Below are 15,360 nucleotides of genomic sequence, written 5' to 3' on the forward strand. Positions count from 1 at the left end.
ATCCTGCGTAAACGCGACTAAGCTACGTCTCTGACGATCAACGAACGGATAACTTCATCCGAAATCTTCATCAAACGGTCAAGTTCATTAACAACTTCAGTTGTTGCGTTGAAATGAACCAAAACGAAATAACCGTCACGAAGCTTGTTGATCTCATACGCAAGACGACGTTTGCCGATCACATCAGATTTAATGACCTCGCCGCCGTTGGAGATGATGCCATTGAACTTATCAACGAGAGCTTGAACGTTTTCTTGCTCTACGTCTGGACGAATGATGTACATCACTTCATATTTGCGCATTGTGTTTCACCTCCTTTTGGACTAACGGCCCCATAAAATGGAGCAAGGAACGAGCTAGGCTCGCATCCTTTTACTATATCAAAATGTACTGCCTATGGCAAGTGCCTTTCTAGCTGCTGCATCCGCAGCGGTTACGTCTGAATCCGTTAAAGCCATATCCGTAAACTGCTATTCATACCGCAGCCTCCCCCGGTTCAAACTAATGCAGGCAGGACACAGAAAAAAATAATGGACAGCCGGAGGTAACAGTATGGGTGAATGGACCTTATTTTCGCCAGGCGATAAAGCGCCCAATGACGGTACGTATATTGAAGACGGCGTCAATTCCTTCCACATGGGAATTCAAAACCCGCAAAAGGTGGAATTGCGCAAGGGCCAGCGTTTCCCCGAAACAAGCAATCACGAGCGCAAATGGAAGCGGATGGGACATTAAAAAATTTTTTTGCACTGCATAAGTTTCAGCAAGATGGCCATCCTAAGGACTGACGGTGGAAGAGAGGTGTGGTTCCGTTGGACCAGTTGGTGCAAGGAAAGCATTTGTATTTCATCCGGTGCATGTAAAAGCGAAGATGTCTTTTGAGAACAACGATGTTCTTTAAAGACAGCATTTGCAAGGAGTTGAAATGAGGCTGAGGCGTTAGCCTGTTGTTCTTCAATTCGATGTCCGGCAGCACGTGAGAAGGATTACGTTTGAACATCAATTTACACCGTCGAGGAAGAGGGCTCCTAAAAAGGGCCCTCTTTTCTTATTGGATTTACATTGTCGTTATTCTGTATTACAGTGAATGGATGGCCTTATCTTCAATTACTTTTTATAGGAGAAAAATATATGACTTTGCAAAACATTCGTACCTTTTGCCATCGTTCAATCTGGATGATTCTGATGATTGTAGTTGTATTAATTGCGTTAGCTGCCAATACAAAATTTCTGCAAAATATTTATCAATATGTGGGACTGCCCTTAACGATTATTTGCGGACTGCTTGCGGCAGGCGGCATCTGGGCAATTACATACTGCGTAAAACACGATAAATGGATGGTTCCGCTGCTGAAATCGTGGGGGCGGTGGCTCGCGGCAAGGCCGCTGTTCGTAACCATTGCGGTTGTTTCGTTTTCCATACTTGTTCGCGGCTTGTGGCTATACACCTTTCAGATTAACCAATTTGAATCCGACTTTGAAGCTTATTTCGAACGAGCCGTCAGCTATGCCGCAGGGATTTATTCCGTTGATGATTATTCGGCGTTATTTCCCCATGTATTCGGCTTTTCCTATGTGCTTGGCGCTGTTATGAAACTAGCTGGCACCACTATGCTAGTCTCGCAATTATTTAATGTAGTGCTATACATCCTGTCGATTGTGCTTCTCTGGGTTCTGTTTCCTGCGGCGCGTTATCCAGGCCGTTATCTGTTTTGCCTGTTCGTCATCAGCCTGTGGCCTTCATTCATTTATTTCAACACGTTCGCCAACACGGAATATATGTTTATTTTCTGCTTTTTGCTTTTTCTGCTTGTGCTTAAAGCAGCCTTTAAAGGCGCCTTTACGGCCCCGCTTCCCAAAATGGCTGCTTTGACCGCTCTGCTCCTCCTTATTGCTGCCTTCAGCAATTTTGTGCGGCCGATCGGAAGCATTCTCGTCATTATTTTTATCCTGGCTGTGTTGCTGTCTCCCGGTCCATGGCGATTGATTCAACGCGGCGTTTTGCTTCTGACAGGGCTGGTCATTTACGTTGGACTATCCTCGCTACTGAATGGCTTTGTCAGTGATCATATCCAGCTGCAAGCGGCCAAAATGCCTATTGGCTTTAATGTGTTCGTGGGAACCAACCCTGATATGCAAGGAGAAGACCTCGGATTGTGGAACGCCGGTGACAGCCAGGCGCTAGGGCTGGTCTACAATGAGCTTGGCGATGCGCAAGCCGCTCACGATGTCATGCTGGATCGGAGCTGGGAACGTCTGCGGCATTGGTTTGGAAGCGGACAAGGCGTCTTCTTCCTTGCCAACAAGATTAAAACAGCATGGGGCACGGACGGCTGGGCGCTTCAGCTGATCGACGCTCATATGGCCTCCTATTCCAAGGATGCAGGCGCACACCAGCTTTACAACAAGCTTCATTTCAAGCTGTTAGGGCTAGGCGATCTTCTCTATACCATATTTCTTACCGCAGCAGCATGTGTGCTTTTCGTCAAGCTCAAGCGCTGCGGCTTCAAGCCTGGCGGAATGGTTCCGCTGGCAGCCGCCTTGTTCCTGATCGGCACCTTCCTGATGCTGCTGCTTGTGGAGTCCGCTCCACGTTATCACGTTCCGGGTTTTATTGCGCTTTTGCTGGCTATTGCGGGCCCGCCGGACGAAACAAAAACCAGCAAGCCGCAACAAGCGTAACTCTCAACTTGGTCTTTAAAAACACATAGATTGCGGTTATGATGAAATCCGTATGTTCTAATTTAAAGCCGAGGTGAAATCAACATGAGAAAGCAAGTTTTTACGGGATCGCCTTGGGAACCGGTTGTTGGATATTGCCGGGCTATTCGGGTCGGCAATATCATCGAGGTCGCAGGTACAACAGCAATGAAAGACGGAGAGGTCGTTGGCGTTGACTCGCCGTATGAGCAAACCCGCTTCGTTCTGCAGACGATTGAACAAGCCTTAAAGGAGCTGGGAGCGGAGCTTTCCAACGTTACGCGAACGCGCATGTTCGTAACGGATATTTCCCGCTGGGAGGAAGTCGGCAAAGCGCATGGCGAGTTTTTCGGGAGCATCCAGCCCGTTGCCACTATGGTAGAGGTCAAGGCGCTTATTAACCCGCTGCTGCTCGTTGAAATCGAGGTCCAGGCCGTTCTGGATTAGCAGTAATAAAGCCCCGCTTGCGTTTCGGCGGGGCTTTATCAAGTACCGGATGAACTGGAGGAGTTAATTCTTCCAGTTCATATTTATTTTACCTGAGCTTTTTTCTCCATAAAGCTTGATAACCACCCTGCTTTTATCCGGGTATTGAGACAAGTCCCATATAAACTCATCGGTCAGCTCATTTAAGGAAACTCGCTTAACCTCCTCGCCGTCTACCGTAATGCCAAGCTCAGCCGTTCCCTTCGTAATAGAGGCCTCCATCCTGAACGTTTGTGGCTTCCCGTCCTTGATCGTAATTGCACGCGCCTTCTCGCCATCAAAGTAACGAAATGAAAGCTTCCATACGCCTGGTCTCATCGTTTGTGTTTGAAACAGCGATACGTTTTTGGAGGTGAACATTTCCGGCTGCTCCATGCCAACGGCAACCCCAGCGCCGATCATTGTAGCAACGGTGATGCCTACACATGCCAGCGCCACGACCAGAGGCGCTTTTCCTGTCTTTTTACCTGTTGTTAATGGTAAATGTGCAGAGTTCTGATAATCGCGCATATCCGCGCCGCAATTGGAACAAAACGGTTTGCTGGCCTCTGTTTTTTGACCACATGTCGGACACATTGCTTTATGCTGTTTTCGGGCAATCAGGAGGTATAAAAGGAAGCCAATCAGGTTGGGCACCAATACAACAATAGCCGTCCACATCCCCGCTTCCAGCCCTCTCGCTCTGGCATCCCTATAGGTCCATACCCCGAGGCCGGTCATCGTCCCAATAACAGCCAAAAAAGCAACGCCGATCAATATAAACATTAATAGCATGTTTCTCCATCCTCCTTCCCTTTTTGCAACACTCTGGCTACGATAGTCAATAGAACAGCGCTGGCCATCAGTATGGAGCCGCCGACTATGGAGAGCTGTGCCAGCAAGCTGCCTGGCAGCATTAGCTGCACGGCTATGATTAAACCGGCAGATTGCAAACCTCCCGCAACAGCCGGTATCCAATAAGGAAGACGCCATGCTGGCTTTCTATCCCGGATTTTGGAAATCAATTCTGCCTGAAGGGCCTGCGGCGGCTCCTCCTCGATCCATAGCGATTCCTGAAGCAGCTCCTCCCATTGCTGATCCTGGGAATCAGCGCCCGAATACATTTTTTTCGTCATGTCCAATTCCCTCCAATTCCTTCTTTAATTGCTGCCTCGCTTGATGAAGTCTGCTTTTTACCGTACCTTGCGGAATGCCGAGCAATCGGGCGATTTCCACAGTGGACAACTGGCCCATATATTGCAGCAGTACCGGCACTCGCAAATTGTCGGGCAAATGCTCCACCAGCATGCGGATATCTGCCTGGAGCTGCTTTTTTTCCATTTCATTTTCTGTTGTTCCGGCAGTAGCAACCGAGCTGATATCCCCGTCCATATCCTGAATCGGCGCGATTCGTTGTCTTCGGGCATATTTCCTCGTTTCATCCCGCCAGATGCGTGCGGCAATCGCCATCAAAAAACCTGCGGGATTATGATCCATATCCATCTGCCGGGGCATAACAAGCACCCGCAAAAAGGTTTGCTGGTACAAGTCATCGGCATCGCTTTGCTTCAAAGCCAGCTTGCGGCAGAAGGCATAAATCCGGCTTCCGTAAAGCCGCACCAGCCTCTCTGCTTCCTGCCCCTCCATCGGCATATTTCCACCCCCTCAATTAGCTATCTGCACAACTGGCTAAACGGTTCGCCAAAACACAAAAAAACCTCCTACATGTCGATGTAGAAGGTTTCTGTCATTTCTAGAGTACGGAGAGGGTGGGATTCGAACCCACGCACGCTTTGACACGCCTAGCTGATTTCGAGTCAGCCCCCTTGGGCCTCTTGGGTACCTCTCCGCAATAATAGCGGCACAAGAAAGATTGTACCATAGCAGGGATGAGCTTTGCAAGCGAATTGTACTAATCCGGGACTCATTTTGAGAATGGCATAAGACCATGTTTTTCGACGCTTGACAAACCACTACATGATGTAGTAGTTTATATTCACTACGCGACGTAGTAATAAAATGTGTGACGTTATGGACGCATAACGTACCGGAACTGCTTAAGGAAAGGTTGAAGGTTTATGATCTTAAAGAGATGGAATCCGCTGACGGCAGTTTTTAGCGTTCTTTTATCAACGTCGATGCTGTTAACAGCATGCTCCAGCGGGAGTAGCGGCCCCAATGGGGCTAATGAACCTCCGAACCAAGATAAGGAAGTAACCATTAAAGTGATGTTTGGTTATGACGAGGATGAATTTTACCGGGATTACGGCACCGCCTTTATTAGCAAATTCCCTAACATCACTATCGAGGTATTAAATACACAATTGTTTGATCCATCGGGAGAAAACGATAGCAATTTTATAGCTTCCTTTCTGGAGAAGGAAAAACCCGATGTCCTTTGGCTTTCCTTGGATGATTATGAAAGGCTGTCGGATGAGAAAAAGCTGGTTGACCTTGACGTATTTGTTCAGCAGGATAAGTTCGACCTGGAAGGCATCCATCCTGCAATACTTAAGCTGCTCCGTGACCGGTCGGGCGGCAAGCTAAACGGGCTTGCTCCGATGTTTAACAGCGAGGTGCTGCTCTATAACAAGGATTTGTTCCAAAAACACGGGATACAGCCTCCTACCGATTCCATGAGCTGGGATGAAGTATTGATGCTGGCCAGACAGTTCCAGTCTCAAAAGGATGGCGACAGTCAGGTCTACGGCTTTGGCTTGCCTTTATTTAATACGTACAGCGGCTTGGCCTACACTGTTGGAACAACGAATGGCCTTGCTCTGTTAAGTCCTGACGGCAGGCGGGTAACGTTAAATACGGAAGGCTGGAAAAATGCTTTTCAAAGCGTTGCAGATGCTGTTAAGGCTAAAGCAATTGGTTTGTCTGAGCAGCCGGAAATGCAAACCTTTGATAATTTTTACCGTGAAGATCCCTTTATCTCCGGAAAAATTGCGATGAAAATGGGCAACTCCTTTGATCCCGAAAGCCTCAAGCAAGCAAAGGAGGAAATGGATGATGGCGAAATGCCGAACTGGGGCATGGTAACTGCACCCGTCGACCCCGCTAACCGTGGACAAAGCCAATCCTTCAGCATTAATGAAATATTGGCTATCAGCCATGATTCGCCAAACATTAAAGCTGCCTGGGAGTTTGTTAAATTCGTCAACAGTGAGGAATTTGCCCGAATCCGATCAAGGTTGTCTCTTCCAGGCACCCTGTTAAGCCGAACCGCCTTTATTCCCGATATTGACGGAATGAGCATGGATCCATTTTATAAGCTGGAGCCTTCCTCCCGCTCCAAAGGTTTGGATATAGGCAGGTTCAACAGCTTGTTTGCTTCTGTTATGGACGATGAATTTCAGCAGGTGCTGGACGGAAAAAAATCAATTGAGGAAGCATTGGCTGCAATGGAAAGACAGGCTCAAGAAAAGCTTATAAAAGAGGAGCAGGAAGATACCCTCTAAAGCTTGACAGCATATTGCCGACTGTAGTACGTTTTCCCCACTACGGTATGTAGTGATCACAAACCTAATGAATCAGGAAAACGTATAGAGAGGTGTTCGAAATGAACCACGTTCAGAAATTATCCGACACGGAATTGGAGTTAATGGAAGAGATCTGGTCCTGCACGCCGCCGGTTACTTCAACCGAGCTGTTAAACGTCTTTATGCAAAAAGGACGCGAATGGAAGGCGCAGACGATCTCTACCTTTTTGTCGCGATTGGTAGACAAGGGCGCATTGACATTTACCAGGAATGGACGTACCAACCAATATGCTCCCCGTCTGTCCCGGGAGGAATACAAGCTGCTGGAAACTCAGCAGGTGCTGGACGGCTTGTACCAAGGCTCTGTCAAAAATATGATTTCTGCAATGTACGATGGTAACAAGCTGTCCGACCAAGACATGGTCGAACTCAAAAAATGGCTTTCGGAAAAGTAGGTGACGCACATGAATGTTATGCTTGAGCTTTTATTTACGTTGACTATAGCCGGAAGCGTTGCCTCTGCTGCCATTCTTTTGCTTCGTCTTGTACCTGCAGAACGCTTCCCTGCCTTTTGGCGTTACAAATTAGGCAAAATGGCCATTGTCTTTTATCTGCTTCCTGTTACTATTGCGCTGCCGCGGATAAGCGTTATATCCACACTTTCCGAAGGTTCTGCATTGCTAAGAGATAAAGCCGGTTTACAAATGCCTAATCCATTATCTCTGTCCAATCTTTTGTCGATTACAGCCAAGCCGATACTGACTGTGCCCAAAAATGCGGTTATCGTTCTGTTGGCGCTGTGGGCCGCAGGAGCACTCCTATTCGCTGCATGGCAGCTTTATGGTTATATTCGGTTTACCGTTGTGTTGAGGCGCAGCCAAAGCGCGGTTGCGGCCAATAGCGAAGCAGCGGAGCGGTTAGCTGCCGTTAAGGCTGATTTGGGCATAACAAGCAAGGTTGCTCTTGCTTCCAGCCCCTTGCTGCAAAGTCCTATGCTGGTCGGCTTCTTCAACCCAACTATCTATCTCCCCGCCGCTTCCATAGACGGCCTGGATTGGGACATGGTCATTCGGCATGAGCTGATTCATTTAAAAAGGAAAGATATATGGGTGAAGGCTGCCAGTCTTGGCATAAGCGCCCTGCATTGGTTTAACCCTCTGGTTCACCTGCTTCGTCAAGACCTTGCGACTTGGAGCGAGCTGTCATGCGACGAAGCGGTAGTCAAGAAGATGTCGCGTTCGGAGCGGTTGCGTTATGGTCAAACCATTCTGAACGTATCGGCCGGCAACCAGCTTCTTGCAAGAAGACTTCCAGTGCAATTTGGCGCTTCTTTATCCGGTGAGGGAAAAAAATTAAAAAGGCGGTTAAACGCTATGTTACATGTTAAGAAACACAGTAAAAAAACGATGATCCTGCTTTTATCAACTGTAATGATGGTTGCAGCGGTTAGCATAATTGCAGCCATTTGGGCTTCATCGGTTACTCCAGCGGTTGCAGATCCTGGTACTGGCGATCCCATAAAGCTGACCGGACTTGGAGAGAAAGACGATAATGAATCCAACAGGGACTCCAGCGCCAATCTTAAGCATAATACGGATATCACAAGTGTTAATGATGCCAATGCTAATGCTATTAAAGACACAACTACTAGTCCTGATACGAATACGAATGCAACTAACCATCAAGGGCCCGTATCTGAGCCAAATACCATTTTGCCAGAACCATCCTCTTCCCCTTCAGCCGCAGAGCCAATTATCAATGAAATAGCGCCCTCCGATGATACAATGCTGGTTGCGGAAGGTAGCAATAGTACCATTGCCGCCGAATCACCGCAACCGATAATAGTGCCGGCGCCTCTTCCTTCAGAGTCGGGCAAAATAAGCGAGAATAAGCTTAACGTCATGGAAGACAGCATACGCCCTTCCGTCGAATAGGTATCGTTAATGTCTGAAAAACCGTGCCTAATTTTCTATCCAATAACAAAATAACAAAAGCGCAAGGTCAGGAGCAGCATTGAAGAGTTTTCCTCTTCCCCTGAGCTTGCGCTTTTTTCTGTAGCCGTTACAGGCTGTTCATTCTTATTCATTCTTATTCATTCTTATTCATTCTTATTCGTTCTTATTCGCCCTCAGCGCTCTGCGGCTTGGAACGCAGAACCTTTTTCATGTTTTTTTCGAATTTGGCGCGAGGTATCAATACGCTATGCTGACATCCCACGCATTTGATCCGTATATCCATCCCCATCCGAATAACTTCCATCTCGTTTGTACCGCAAGGATGCTGCTTTTTCATCTGAACAATATCGCCGAGCTGAAATTCTTTACGTTCCATGCCTCATCCCTCCTGTATTTCATTTTTAATAGAGCTGGACACGCTTTTACTCAGAAGCATTTCTTGTATTTCTTTATAGAGCAGCCGGGACACCGCACTTTGCGAATTAGGCCTGCATTCGGCAATGACGCGAATCACCATATCGGCGGCCGTTATACTCTGCACGCCCAATACTTTGGGCGGTTGAATGATATTTTCATGATGCAGGCTGTTCACTGTTACTTGAATCCACTCCATCGCGGAATTGACATCCGTCGCAAACGGTACAGCAACATCCACAACCGCAAGCGAATTATGAATACTAAAGTTCGTAACGTCCTGAATCATGCTGTTGGGTAAAATATGTACCTCTCCCGTCCAGCTCACAATCCGGGTTGTCCGCAAACCGATGACCTCTACCGTGCCTTTAAACTTGCCCGTCTGAATAACATCCCCCACTGCAAACTGGTCTTCCAGAATGATAAAAAAGCCCGTTAAAATATCCTTCACCAGGCTTTGCGCGCCAAAGCCGATAGCAAGGCCAACAACGCCTGCACCCGCAAGCAGCGGCCCCAAATTGACGCCAAACTCGGACAGCAGCAGCATAAAAGTGATGAAATATATGATATACGTCGTGACGTTTTTTAACAGCTTGCCTACCGTCGTCATTCGGCGGGCCTGGCTCAATGTACGTTTGCCCACATTATCCAGCACAATGCGATTAATCGTCTTGTGCAGCAGCCAGATAACAAGCCTGCCAATAACCAGAATGGCAGCAATCCGGATAGCTGATAAACCGATCAATTCCCACTCCCAATTTTTATTCAGCCATTCCACAAACGAGTTATACATTTTACCCATACGGTCATTACCAGCTCCCGATCAAATGGTTGTAACCGCCTTATTCGATTAACTTATAAACGCCTACCGCAACCTCTTGGAAAATGCCCCGGATTTCCACCTTTTCCGAAACAATCACTTGCTTTACCTGCTCCAAGTCTCCCTCTTCAAAATGGATGGACAAGGCGCATCCGGCTGTAATTTCTTTAGGAGTTGGGCATATATCTATTTCGATTTCTACATATTCCAACAGCATCTCGGCTCGAAGGGCCTGCTGCGTTGAATCAAACGCGATAAGCATAAGTCCTCCTCTATGGCTATCAAGACGTATAAAACGGAAGTCTCATCCATATACTAGTAACATATTTGATATTGGAGGGATTCTATGAAGCTTCCATTTGGCAAAGAGACGCCTTTTAAAGTTCCTTATACAACGACCAACGCCGCCGGCATGCTTACCCATCGTCTGATCGGCCACCTGGAGGAGCTTGCCTCCGATCGCCCTGTCGTCATTGTTTGCATAGGAACCGATCGTTCAACCGGCGACGCATTGGGCCCGCTTATTGGTTCGGCTCTGCTGAAATTTAAAAGCCCTCATTTTCACCTTTACGGCACGCTGGAGGAGCCTGTACATGCCATGAATCTGGAGGAAACGTTAACGACGATCAACCATAGCTTTAAACATCCTTTTGTCATCGGCATTGACGCTTGTCTCGGACAGGTTTCCAGCGTAGGCTGCATTCAGGTCGGCGAAGGGCCGGTTAAGCCCGGCGCAGGCGTCAACAAGGAACTTCCTCCGGTTGGCGATATTCATATTACCGGAATCGTGAATGTCGGCGGCTTTATGGAGTATTTTGTGCTGCAAAACACTCGGCTTCATCTCGTAATGCGTATGTCTGAAATTATTGCCTCCAGCCTTTTTTCTGCTGTGGCCTCCCACATCCGGTCTACATCGTTAATGAGAGCCCAATCCGCTGCGGCTGAAAGCAATTAATTCTGATTTTTGCTAGCTTGGCAGCACTTCACAGCTTTGCTACTTTGCTTCCTGAATCGCTTTGCGCTCTTCTGGCGTAAGCGGATAACTGGATTCGCCGTCTGTAACCGGCTTCGCGTAAACATACGTGCTGTCGCGGCCATGGAGTCCCGAGAATACAACTCCATCCTGCTTGGGACTCAATAACGCAATCGAAAAGCTGAGATCGCTGCCATGGTCCGAAAAAGCATTGTATCGGACAACGCCAACCATGCTTTTCATTGCCGGAAGCTTGGCTTCCACTTCGGCCAATCTTTGATGAAGCTGATTGCTGTATAAGCGATTATCCTCAATCTGTTTTCTCAGTTCAATCACCACATCCTCCATGTTGGTGATGCCTGTCTCCCCCATTGTCGCCATGTAGCTTTTGCGAAGCTTTTTTACCTTGGAGCTTAAGACGCCTATCCAGATCATTAACAACAATATCACAGCTGCCACCAGTATGATCGCAATGCCTGCCGGTTCCAATAACCAGTCCCCCATGCCTTGTTTCCATCTCCCACTCTATTTATGACTCAGCCTCAGCTTAGGGTGAGGCTAACCACACTTTTTAATGTTTGCTTCGCGATGCGCTTCTTACAGCTTGTATTGCTCAACAATTTCCTTCACGGCCTCCGTCAGTGCATCAACTTCCTGCTCCGTCGTATATAGCCCGACGCTTGCCCTTACCGCCCCGGTTTTTGCAGTGCCTGCGCTGCTATGCGCAAGCGGCGTACAATGGAAGCCTGATCTTACCGCAATTCCGTAATGCTGATCCAGAATAAAAGACATCTCCGACGGATCAATGGCATCCACGTAGAAAGCCACAATCCCTGTTCTAGGCTCGCCAATTGCAGGACCCAGTACATTAACGCCATTTATGCCGCTCAACCCTTCTAACAGGCGCTGAGACAGCCTCCATTCATTAGTATGGATCTTCTGAACAGTCTCATTCAGAATATGTCTGACGCCTGCCTGAAGACCGGCAAGCCCTGGTGTATTTTGCGTCCCGGCTTCATATCTATCCGGTCTTACCTGTGGCTGCCATGGCGTTTCCGACTGGCTTCCCGTGCCGCCATGCAGAAGCGGCTCCAGATCAAGCTCGGGATGGATATAAAGTCCTCCGGTGCCTTGCGGCCCCAGCAGCCCTTTGTGACCCGGAAACGCCAGCATATCAATACCCATGGCTTCCACGTCAATGGGCAGGATACCTGCGCTCTGTGCCGCATCCACAAGCAGCTTTATGCCTTTTTTTCGTGCTAATTCGCCAATCTCTGCAACAGGCAAAATATTGCCAAGAAGATTTGAGCTATGCGTAACTATAATTAACGAAGTGTTACTTCTAATGGCATCTGCGATTTGACTTACCTGGATGTCACCCTCTGCATTGCTTTCTATATAACTCACCTGGACGCCATGTTTCAACTCCAGATCATATAGCGGTCTTCTTACTGAATTATGTTCAATCGAGGTTGCTATTACATGATCTCCCGGCTTTACCCAACCTTTAATGGCCATATTCAGCGCCATCGTCGTATTGCAGGTGAAAGCAATGTCATTTGGATTCTTTATATGAAAAAGTTTAGATAGCCACTTGCGTGTATCAAACATAATTCGGCTTGCTCTAACAGCCATTGCATGGCTTCCGCGTCCCGGATTAGCGGCGTCATTTAAGGCCGCTTGAAGCATTGCCTCCGTTACTTGCGGCGGTTTCGGCCACGATGTTGCCGCATGATCCAAATAAATCAATCTTTGTTCTTCCATGGTCATGATCACATCCCCCTCTTCAACAACAATGGCATATCTTAGTTTAATCCTTCAAATGAAAGATTACAACTTCGATATGCCATTTATCGTTTATATTTCTTTATCCAATTGTTGCTTTTGACCGCTATATTACGCCAGCTTTTGCAGCAGCTCCAGCAGACGCTCCAAATCTTGTTTATTGTAATATTGCAGCTCAATTTTCCCTTTATCCTTTTGCTGCTTTATCTTTACGGTTGTTTTGAATTGCTCTCTCAACGATTCTTCTAAATGCTCGATATAGGGATCTCTCTTCTTCTGCTTGGCAGGCTTTTGATCCTTTTTCCCTCTAGAATCCAAGGATTGAATCGCATCCTCAAGCTCACGAACGCTCCATTCCGAGCTAACCGTTTCTTCAGCCAATTCCTTTTGAACAGAAACTTCTTTAATCCCTGCCAACGCACGTGCATGTCCCATTGAAATTGTTCCACGTGAAACATATTGCTTGATTTCCTCAGGCAGCGACAGCAGCCTTACAAAGTTGGCAATATGAGAACGGGATTTGCCGACCTTTAAACTAAGCTCTTCCTGCGTCAAGTTAAACTTATCCATCAATGCTTGATAAGCTACAGCCACCTCAAGTGCGTTAAGGTCTTCACGCTGCAGATTTTCAATAAGAGCAATTTCCATCACCTGCTGATCGGTAAAGCTTCTGACTACTGCAGGAATTGTTGTATTACCGCAATATTGCGATGCACGGAAACGACGTTCCCCTGCAATAATTTCGTAGCCTTTAAGAACAGTTCGCACGATGATAGGCTGGATAACGCCATGTTGCTTAATGGATTCCGCCAATTCTTTTATGGAATCCTCATCAAAATTTTTCCGAGGCTGATAAGGGTTAGGACGTAATTGAGCTAGCGATACTTCAATAACTTTATCGTCATCCTGTACGGATAAGGACGGTATTAGCGCGTCAAGACCTCTACCTAGCCGCTTGCTCATACATAATCACTTCCTTTGCAAGTTCAAGATAAACCTCTGCACCCTTTGATCTTGGGTCATACGTTATAATAGCTTGACCATGGGAGGGCGCTTCGCTCAACCTTACATTTCTCGGAATAATCGTTTGATACACCTTCTGTTGGAAGTATTTCTTCACTTCTTCAATCACTTGGATGCCCAGGTTCGTACGTGCATCAAGCATGGTTAGCAATACCCCTTCAATTTGAAGTGTGGTATTTAAATGTTTCTGAACCAATCTCACCGTATTAAGGAGCTGGCTCAGTCCCTCCAACGCATAATATTCGCATTGAATCGGGATAAGGACTGAATCTGCTGCCGTCAAAGAGTTTATTGTCAAAATCCCAAGGGATGGCGGACAATCAATAAGGACATAATCAAATTGATTTTTCACCATTTGAAGCGATTTCTTCAAACGGAGCTCTCTGGATATCGTTGGAACTAATTCGATTTCTGCGCCTGCCAACTGAATGGTTGCCGGAATAACGAATAAACCTGGAACACTGGTTTCTACCATTGCTTCTTGTGGATGAACTTCATTAATTAAAACATCATAAATACAGTTGGACACATCGGCTTTATTAATACCGAGGCCACTTGTTGTATTGCCCTGCGGATCGATATCAACCAGCAATACCTTTTTTCCCAGTGATGCAAGACAAGCTGCTAAATTGACTGACGTTGTCGTTTTGCCGACACCGCCCTTCTGGTTGGCAATCGCAATAATCTTGGACAATTCTCATTCACCTCATGTGTGAAACTTTTGATATAAATGGCATCGCCGCCTTCAGTGAAGGCGGCCCATAAGTCGATATTAATCATAGCATGTCATGCTATGGATTGTAACTAAAATTAGACGATATTCATTATCGCTTCGGTATTTTTATCGTAATTTCGTAATGATCGTCATGATCCTTTTCATCTGTCTTTATTTTCAGACCTGATCCGGACACCATTTCAATGGATTGACGAATTGTATTAAGAGCAAGCCGAACATCTTTTGTAAATGATATCCGTTTGCTTTTTTTGCTTTTTGCAGCTTCTTTAAGAAATGCAATTCTTGCTTCAGCTTGTTTAACGTTAAGATCCTTCGAAACAATCTCCTCCAGCACCTTAAGCTGAAGCTCCTCTGAATCTAGCGACAACAATGCCCGAGCATGTCTCTCCGTGATTTTTCGTTCCATTAAGTGCTGCTTGATTACCTCTGGCAGCATAAGCAGCCTTAGCTTATTCGCAATTGTTGATTGACTTTTACCCAGGCGCTGGGCCAAGCTTTCCTGAGTAAGCTGATGAAGTTCAATCAGTTTTTGGTAGGCAACCGCCTCTTCAATAGCTGTTAGCCCTTCCCGCTGAAGGTTTTCAATTAATGCAATGGAGGCTGTTTGCGAATCATTAAATTCACGAATAATGGCTGGTATCGTATCATACCCCAGCTTCGTGACCGCTCTCCAACGACGCTCGCCAGCAATGATTTCATATCGATTATTGCGCACCCGGACAACGATTGGCTGAATAACCCCATGTGTTTTAATCGTTTGACACAACTCATCAATACGCTCGTCATCAAAAATCGTACGAGGCTGAAAAGGACTTGTATCAATTTCGCCAATCGGTATTTGCCGTACCTCATCTTGACTGGTACGTTGCTCGGACAACCCAAACAAACGGGAAATTTGTTCTTTCATCTTGATTACAACCACCCGATTTTTTGATAAATCTAGCATTTGTTTGCTACTTGTATGATGTAAATGAAGTAAACAAGCAGGCATGTTGCTACATGAG

Annotated in this window: 19 protein-coding genes and 1 tRNA gene; 7 read left to right on the plus strand and 13 right to left on the minus strand. The window is 46.7% G+C overall.

Annotated elements, in window-relative coordinates:
• Positions 1 to 17 precede the first annotated feature (17 nt).
• Complete coding sequence (rpsF, locus tag A7K91_RS08255; protein WP_068681554.1) at positions 18 to 302, minus strand: 30S ribosomal protein S6; 285 nt, start codon at positions 300 to 302, stop codon at positions 18 to 20.
• Positions 303 to 552: 250 nt separating this feature from the next.
• Between rpsF and A7K91_RS08260 the strand changes: the two genes are divergently transcribed.
• The 3 genes from A7K91_RS08260 (at position 553) to A7K91_RS08270 (ending at position 3,147) form a co-directional block, all read left to right on the plus strand.
• On the plus strand, positions 553 to 735 hold the full coding sequence (locus A7K91_RS08260) for a YjzC family protein (RefSeq protein ID WP_068681556.1): 183 nt from the start codon (positions 553 to 555) through the stop codon (positions 733 to 735).
• Between the two features lie 396 nt (positions 736 to 1,131).
• Positions 1,132 to 2,682 (plus strand): hypothetical protein, encoded by a 1,551-nt coding sequence (locus A7K91_RS08265; protein ID WP_068681558.1) that lies wholly within the window; start codon positions 1,132 to 1,134, stop codon positions 2,680 to 2,682.
• Positions 2,683 to 2,766: 84 nt separating this feature from the next.
• A complete protein-coding gene (locus A7K91_RS08270) occupies positions 2,767 to 3,147 on the plus strand; it encodes a RidA family protein (protein ID WP_068681560.1) in 381 nt (126 codons plus the stop codon).
• A gap of 63 nt (positions 3,148 to 3,210) precedes the next feature.
• Here the strand turns inward: A7K91_RS08270 and A7K91_RS08275 are convergent, their stop codons facing one another.
• The 4 genes from A7K91_RS08275 to A7K91_RS08290 form a co-directional block, all read right to left on the minus strand.
• Complete coding sequence (locus A7K91_RS08275; protein WP_068681562.1) at positions 3,211 to 3,960, minus strand: zinc ribbon domain-containing protein; 750 nt, start codon at positions 3,958 to 3,960, stop codon at positions 3,211 to 3,213.
• A complete protein-coding gene (locus A7K91_RS08280; protein ID WP_068681564.1) occupies positions 3,951 to 4,301 on the minus strand; it encodes a hypothetical protein in 351 nt (116 codons plus the stop codon). Before A7K91_RS08280 ends, A7K91_RS08275 begins: the two co-directional genes overlap by 10 nt.
• Positions 4,273 to 4,818, minus strand: a complete 546-nt coding sequence (locus A7K91_RS08285) for an RNA polymerase sigma factor (protein ID WP_082967306.1) — start codon at positions 4,816 to 4,818, stop codon at positions 4,273 to 4,275. Before A7K91_RS08285 ends, A7K91_RS08280 begins: the two co-directional genes overlap by 29 nt.
• Before the next feature lie 108 nt (positions 4,819 to 4,926).
• Positions 4,927 to 5,014, minus strand: a tRNA-Ser gene (locus tag A7K91_RS08290).
• 229 nt (positions 5,015 to 5,243) lie between these two features.
• On the opposite strand from A7K91_RS08290, the gene A7K91_RS08295 reads away from it, so the two are divergent.
• From A7K91_RS08295 to A7K91_RS08305, 3 genes are all read left to right on the plus strand, one after another.
• A complete protein-coding gene (locus A7K91_RS08295) occupies positions 5,244 to 6,629 on the plus strand; it encodes an ABC transporter substrate-binding protein (RefSeq protein WP_068681566.1) in 1,386 nt (461 codons plus the stop codon).
• 101 nt (positions 6,630 to 6,730) lie between these two features.
• Complete coding sequence (locus tag A7K91_RS08300) at positions 6,731 to 7,105, plus strand: BlaI/MecI/CopY family transcriptional regulator (RefSeq protein WP_068681568.1); 375 nt, start codon at positions 6,731 to 6,733, stop codon at positions 7,103 to 7,105.
• Positions 7,106 to 7,114: 9 nt separating this feature from the next.
• Positions 7,115 to 8,584 carry a M56 family metallopeptidase gene (locus tag A7K91_RS08305; protein WP_068681570.1) on the plus strand — a complete coding sequence of 490 codons (1,470 nt, stop codon included), beginning with the start codon at positions 7,115 to 7,117 and terminating at the stop codon, positions 8,582 to 8,584.
• A 184-nt stretch (positions 8,585 to 8,768) separates the two neighbouring features.
• On the opposite strand, the gene A7K91_RS08310 is transcribed toward A7K91_RS08305, so the two are convergent.
• Genes A7K91_RS08310 through A7K91_RS08320 form a run of 3 tightly spaced genes read right to left on the minus strand, consistent with a single transcriptional unit; the run spans position 8,769 to position 10,101 of the window.
• Positions 8,769 to 8,981: a DUF951 domain-containing protein gene (locus A7K91_RS08310; protein WP_068681571.1), complete on the minus strand. Its 213-nt coding sequence runs from the start codon at positions 8,979 to 8,981 to the stop codon at positions 8,769 to 8,771.
• A gap of 3 nt (positions 8,982 to 8,984) precedes the next feature.
• Positions 8,985 to 9,821, minus strand: coding sequence for a mechanosensitive ion channel family protein (locus tag A7K91_RS08315; protein WP_068681573.1), 837 nt, complete (start codon positions 9,819 to 9,821; stop codon positions 8,985 to 8,987).
• Between the two features lie 40 nt (positions 9,822 to 9,861).
• On the minus strand, positions 9,862 to 10,101 hold the full coding sequence (locus A7K91_RS08320) for a putative Se/S carrier protein (RefSeq protein WP_068681575.1): 240 nt from the start codon (positions 10,099 to 10,101) through the stop codon (positions 9,862 to 9,864).
• Between the two features lie 84 nt (positions 10,102 to 10,185).
• Here A7K91_RS08320 and yyaC point away from each other — a divergent pair, with 84 nt between their 5' ends.
• Positions 10,186 to 10,794: a spore protease YyaC gene (gene yyaC / locus A7K91_RS08325; RefSeq protein WP_068681577.1), complete on the plus strand. Its 609-nt coding sequence runs from the start codon at positions 10,186 to 10,188 to the stop codon at positions 10,792 to 10,794.
• 39 nt (positions 10,795 to 10,833) lie between these two features.
• Here yyaC and A7K91_RS08330 read toward each other — a convergent pair whose 3' ends face one another.
• The 5 genes from A7K91_RS08330 to noc all read right to left on the minus strand — a co-directional run bounded on the left by A7K91_RS08330 (position 10,834) and on the right by noc (position 15,263).
• A complete protein-coding gene (locus A7K91_RS08330) occupies positions 10,834 to 11,316 on the minus strand; it encodes a DUF4446 family protein (protein WP_068681579.1) in 483 nt (160 codons plus the stop codon).
• A 93-nt stretch (positions 11,317 to 11,409) separates the two neighbouring features.
• Positions 11,410 to 12,576 carry an aminotransferase class V-fold PLP-dependent enzyme gene (locus A7K91_RS08335; RefSeq protein WP_068681632.1) on the minus strand — a complete coding sequence of 389 codons (1,167 nt, stop codon included), beginning with the start codon at positions 12,574 to 12,576 and terminating at the stop codon, positions 11,410 to 11,412.
• 132 nt (positions 12,577 to 12,708) lie between these two features.
• Complete coding sequence (locus tag A7K91_RS08340; protein ID WP_068681581.1) at positions 12,709 to 13,560, minus strand: ParB/RepB/Spo0J family partition protein; 852 nt, start codon at positions 13,558 to 13,560, stop codon at positions 12,709 to 12,711.
• Positions 13,541 to 14,314, minus strand: a complete 774-nt coding sequence (locus A7K91_RS08345; protein ID WP_068681583.1) for a ParA family protein — start codon at positions 14,312 to 14,314, stop codon at positions 13,541 to 13,543. Before A7K91_RS08345 ends, A7K91_RS08340 begins: the two co-directional genes overlap by 20 nt.
• Positions 14,315 to 14,444: 130 nt before the next feature.
• On the minus strand, positions 14,445 to 15,263 hold the full coding sequence (gene noc / locus A7K91_RS08350) for a nucleoid occlusion protein (protein ID WP_068681585.1): 819 nt from the start codon (positions 15,261 to 15,263) through the stop codon (positions 14,445 to 14,447).
• Positions 15,264 to 15,360: the final 97 nt, after the last annotated feature.

The organism is Paenibacillus oryzae, assembly GCF_001675045.1.
GTDB lineage: Bacteria > Bacillota > Bacilli > Paenibacillales > Paenibacillaceae > Pristimantibacillus > Pristimantibacillus oryzae.

Coding starts and splice junctions, on each gene's coding strand:
- A7K91_RS08320 (WP_068681575.1), bottom strand. CDS start 10,101: ATGCTTATCGCGTTTGATTCAACGCAGCAGGCCCTTCGAGCCGAGATG.
- A7K91_RS08340 (WP_068681581.1), bottom strand. CDS start 13,560: ATGAGCAAGCGGCTAGGTAGAGGTCTTGACGCGCTAATACCGTCCTTA.
- noc (WP_068681585.1), bottom strand. CDS start 15,263: ATGAAAGAACAAATTTCCCGTTTGTTTGGGTTGTCCGAGCAACGTACC.
- A7K91_RS08280 (WP_068681564.1), bottom strand. CDS start 4,301: ATGACGAAAAAAATGTATTCGGGCGCTGATTCCCAGGATCAGCAATGG.
- A7K91_RS08295 (WP_068681566.1), top strand. CDS start 5,244: ATGATCTTAAAGAGATGGAATCCGCTGACGGCAGTTTTTAGCGTTCTT.
- A7K91_RS08265 (WP_068681558.1), top strand. CDS start 1,132: ATGACTTTGCAAAACATTCGTACCTTTTGCCATCGTTCAATCTGGATG.
- A7K91_RS08260 (WP_068681556.1), top strand. CDS start 553: ATGGGTGAATGGACCTTATTTTCGCCAGGCGATAAAGCGCCCAATGAC.
- A7K91_RS08270 (WP_068681560.1), top strand. CDS start 2,767: ATGAGAAAGCAAGTTTTTACGGGATCGCCTTGGGAACCGGTTGTTGGA.
- A7K91_RS08330 (WP_068681579.1), bottom strand. CDS start 11,316: ATGGGGGACTGGTTATTGGAACCGGCAGGCATTGCGATCATACTGGTG.
- A7K91_RS08335 (WP_068681632.1), bottom strand. CDS start 12,576: ATGGAAGAACAAAGATTGATTTATTTGGATCATGCGGCAACATCGTGG.
- yyaC (WP_068681577.1), top strand. CDS start 10,186: ATGAAGCTTCCATTTGGCAAAGAGACGCCTTTTAAAGTTCCTTATACA.
- A7K91_RS08275 (WP_068681562.1), bottom strand. CDS start 3,960: ATGCTATTAATGTTTATATTGATCGGCGTTGCTTTTTTGGCTGTTATT.
- A7K91_RS08285 (WP_082967306.1), bottom strand. CDS start 4,818: ATGCCGATGGAGGGGCAGGAAGCAGAGAGGCTGGTGCGGCTTTACGGA.
- A7K91_RS08310 (WP_068681571.1), bottom strand. CDS start 8,981: ATGGAACGTAAAGAATTTCAGCTCGGCGATATTGTTCAGATGAAAAAG.
- A7K91_RS08300 (WP_068681568.1), top strand. CDS start 6,731: ATGAACCACGTTCAGAAATTATCCGACACGGAATTGGAGTTAATGGAA.
- A7K91_RS08315 (WP_068681573.1), bottom strand. CDS start 9,821: ATGGGTAAAATGTATAACTCGTTTGTGGAATGGCTGAATAAAAATTGG.
- rpsF (WP_068681554.1), bottom strand. CDS start 302: ATGCGCAAATATGAAGTGATGTACATCATTCGTCCAGACGTAGAGCAA.
- A7K91_RS08305 (WP_068681570.1), top strand. CDS start 7,115: ATGAATGTTATGCTTGAGCTTTTATTTACGTTGACTATAGCCGGAAGC.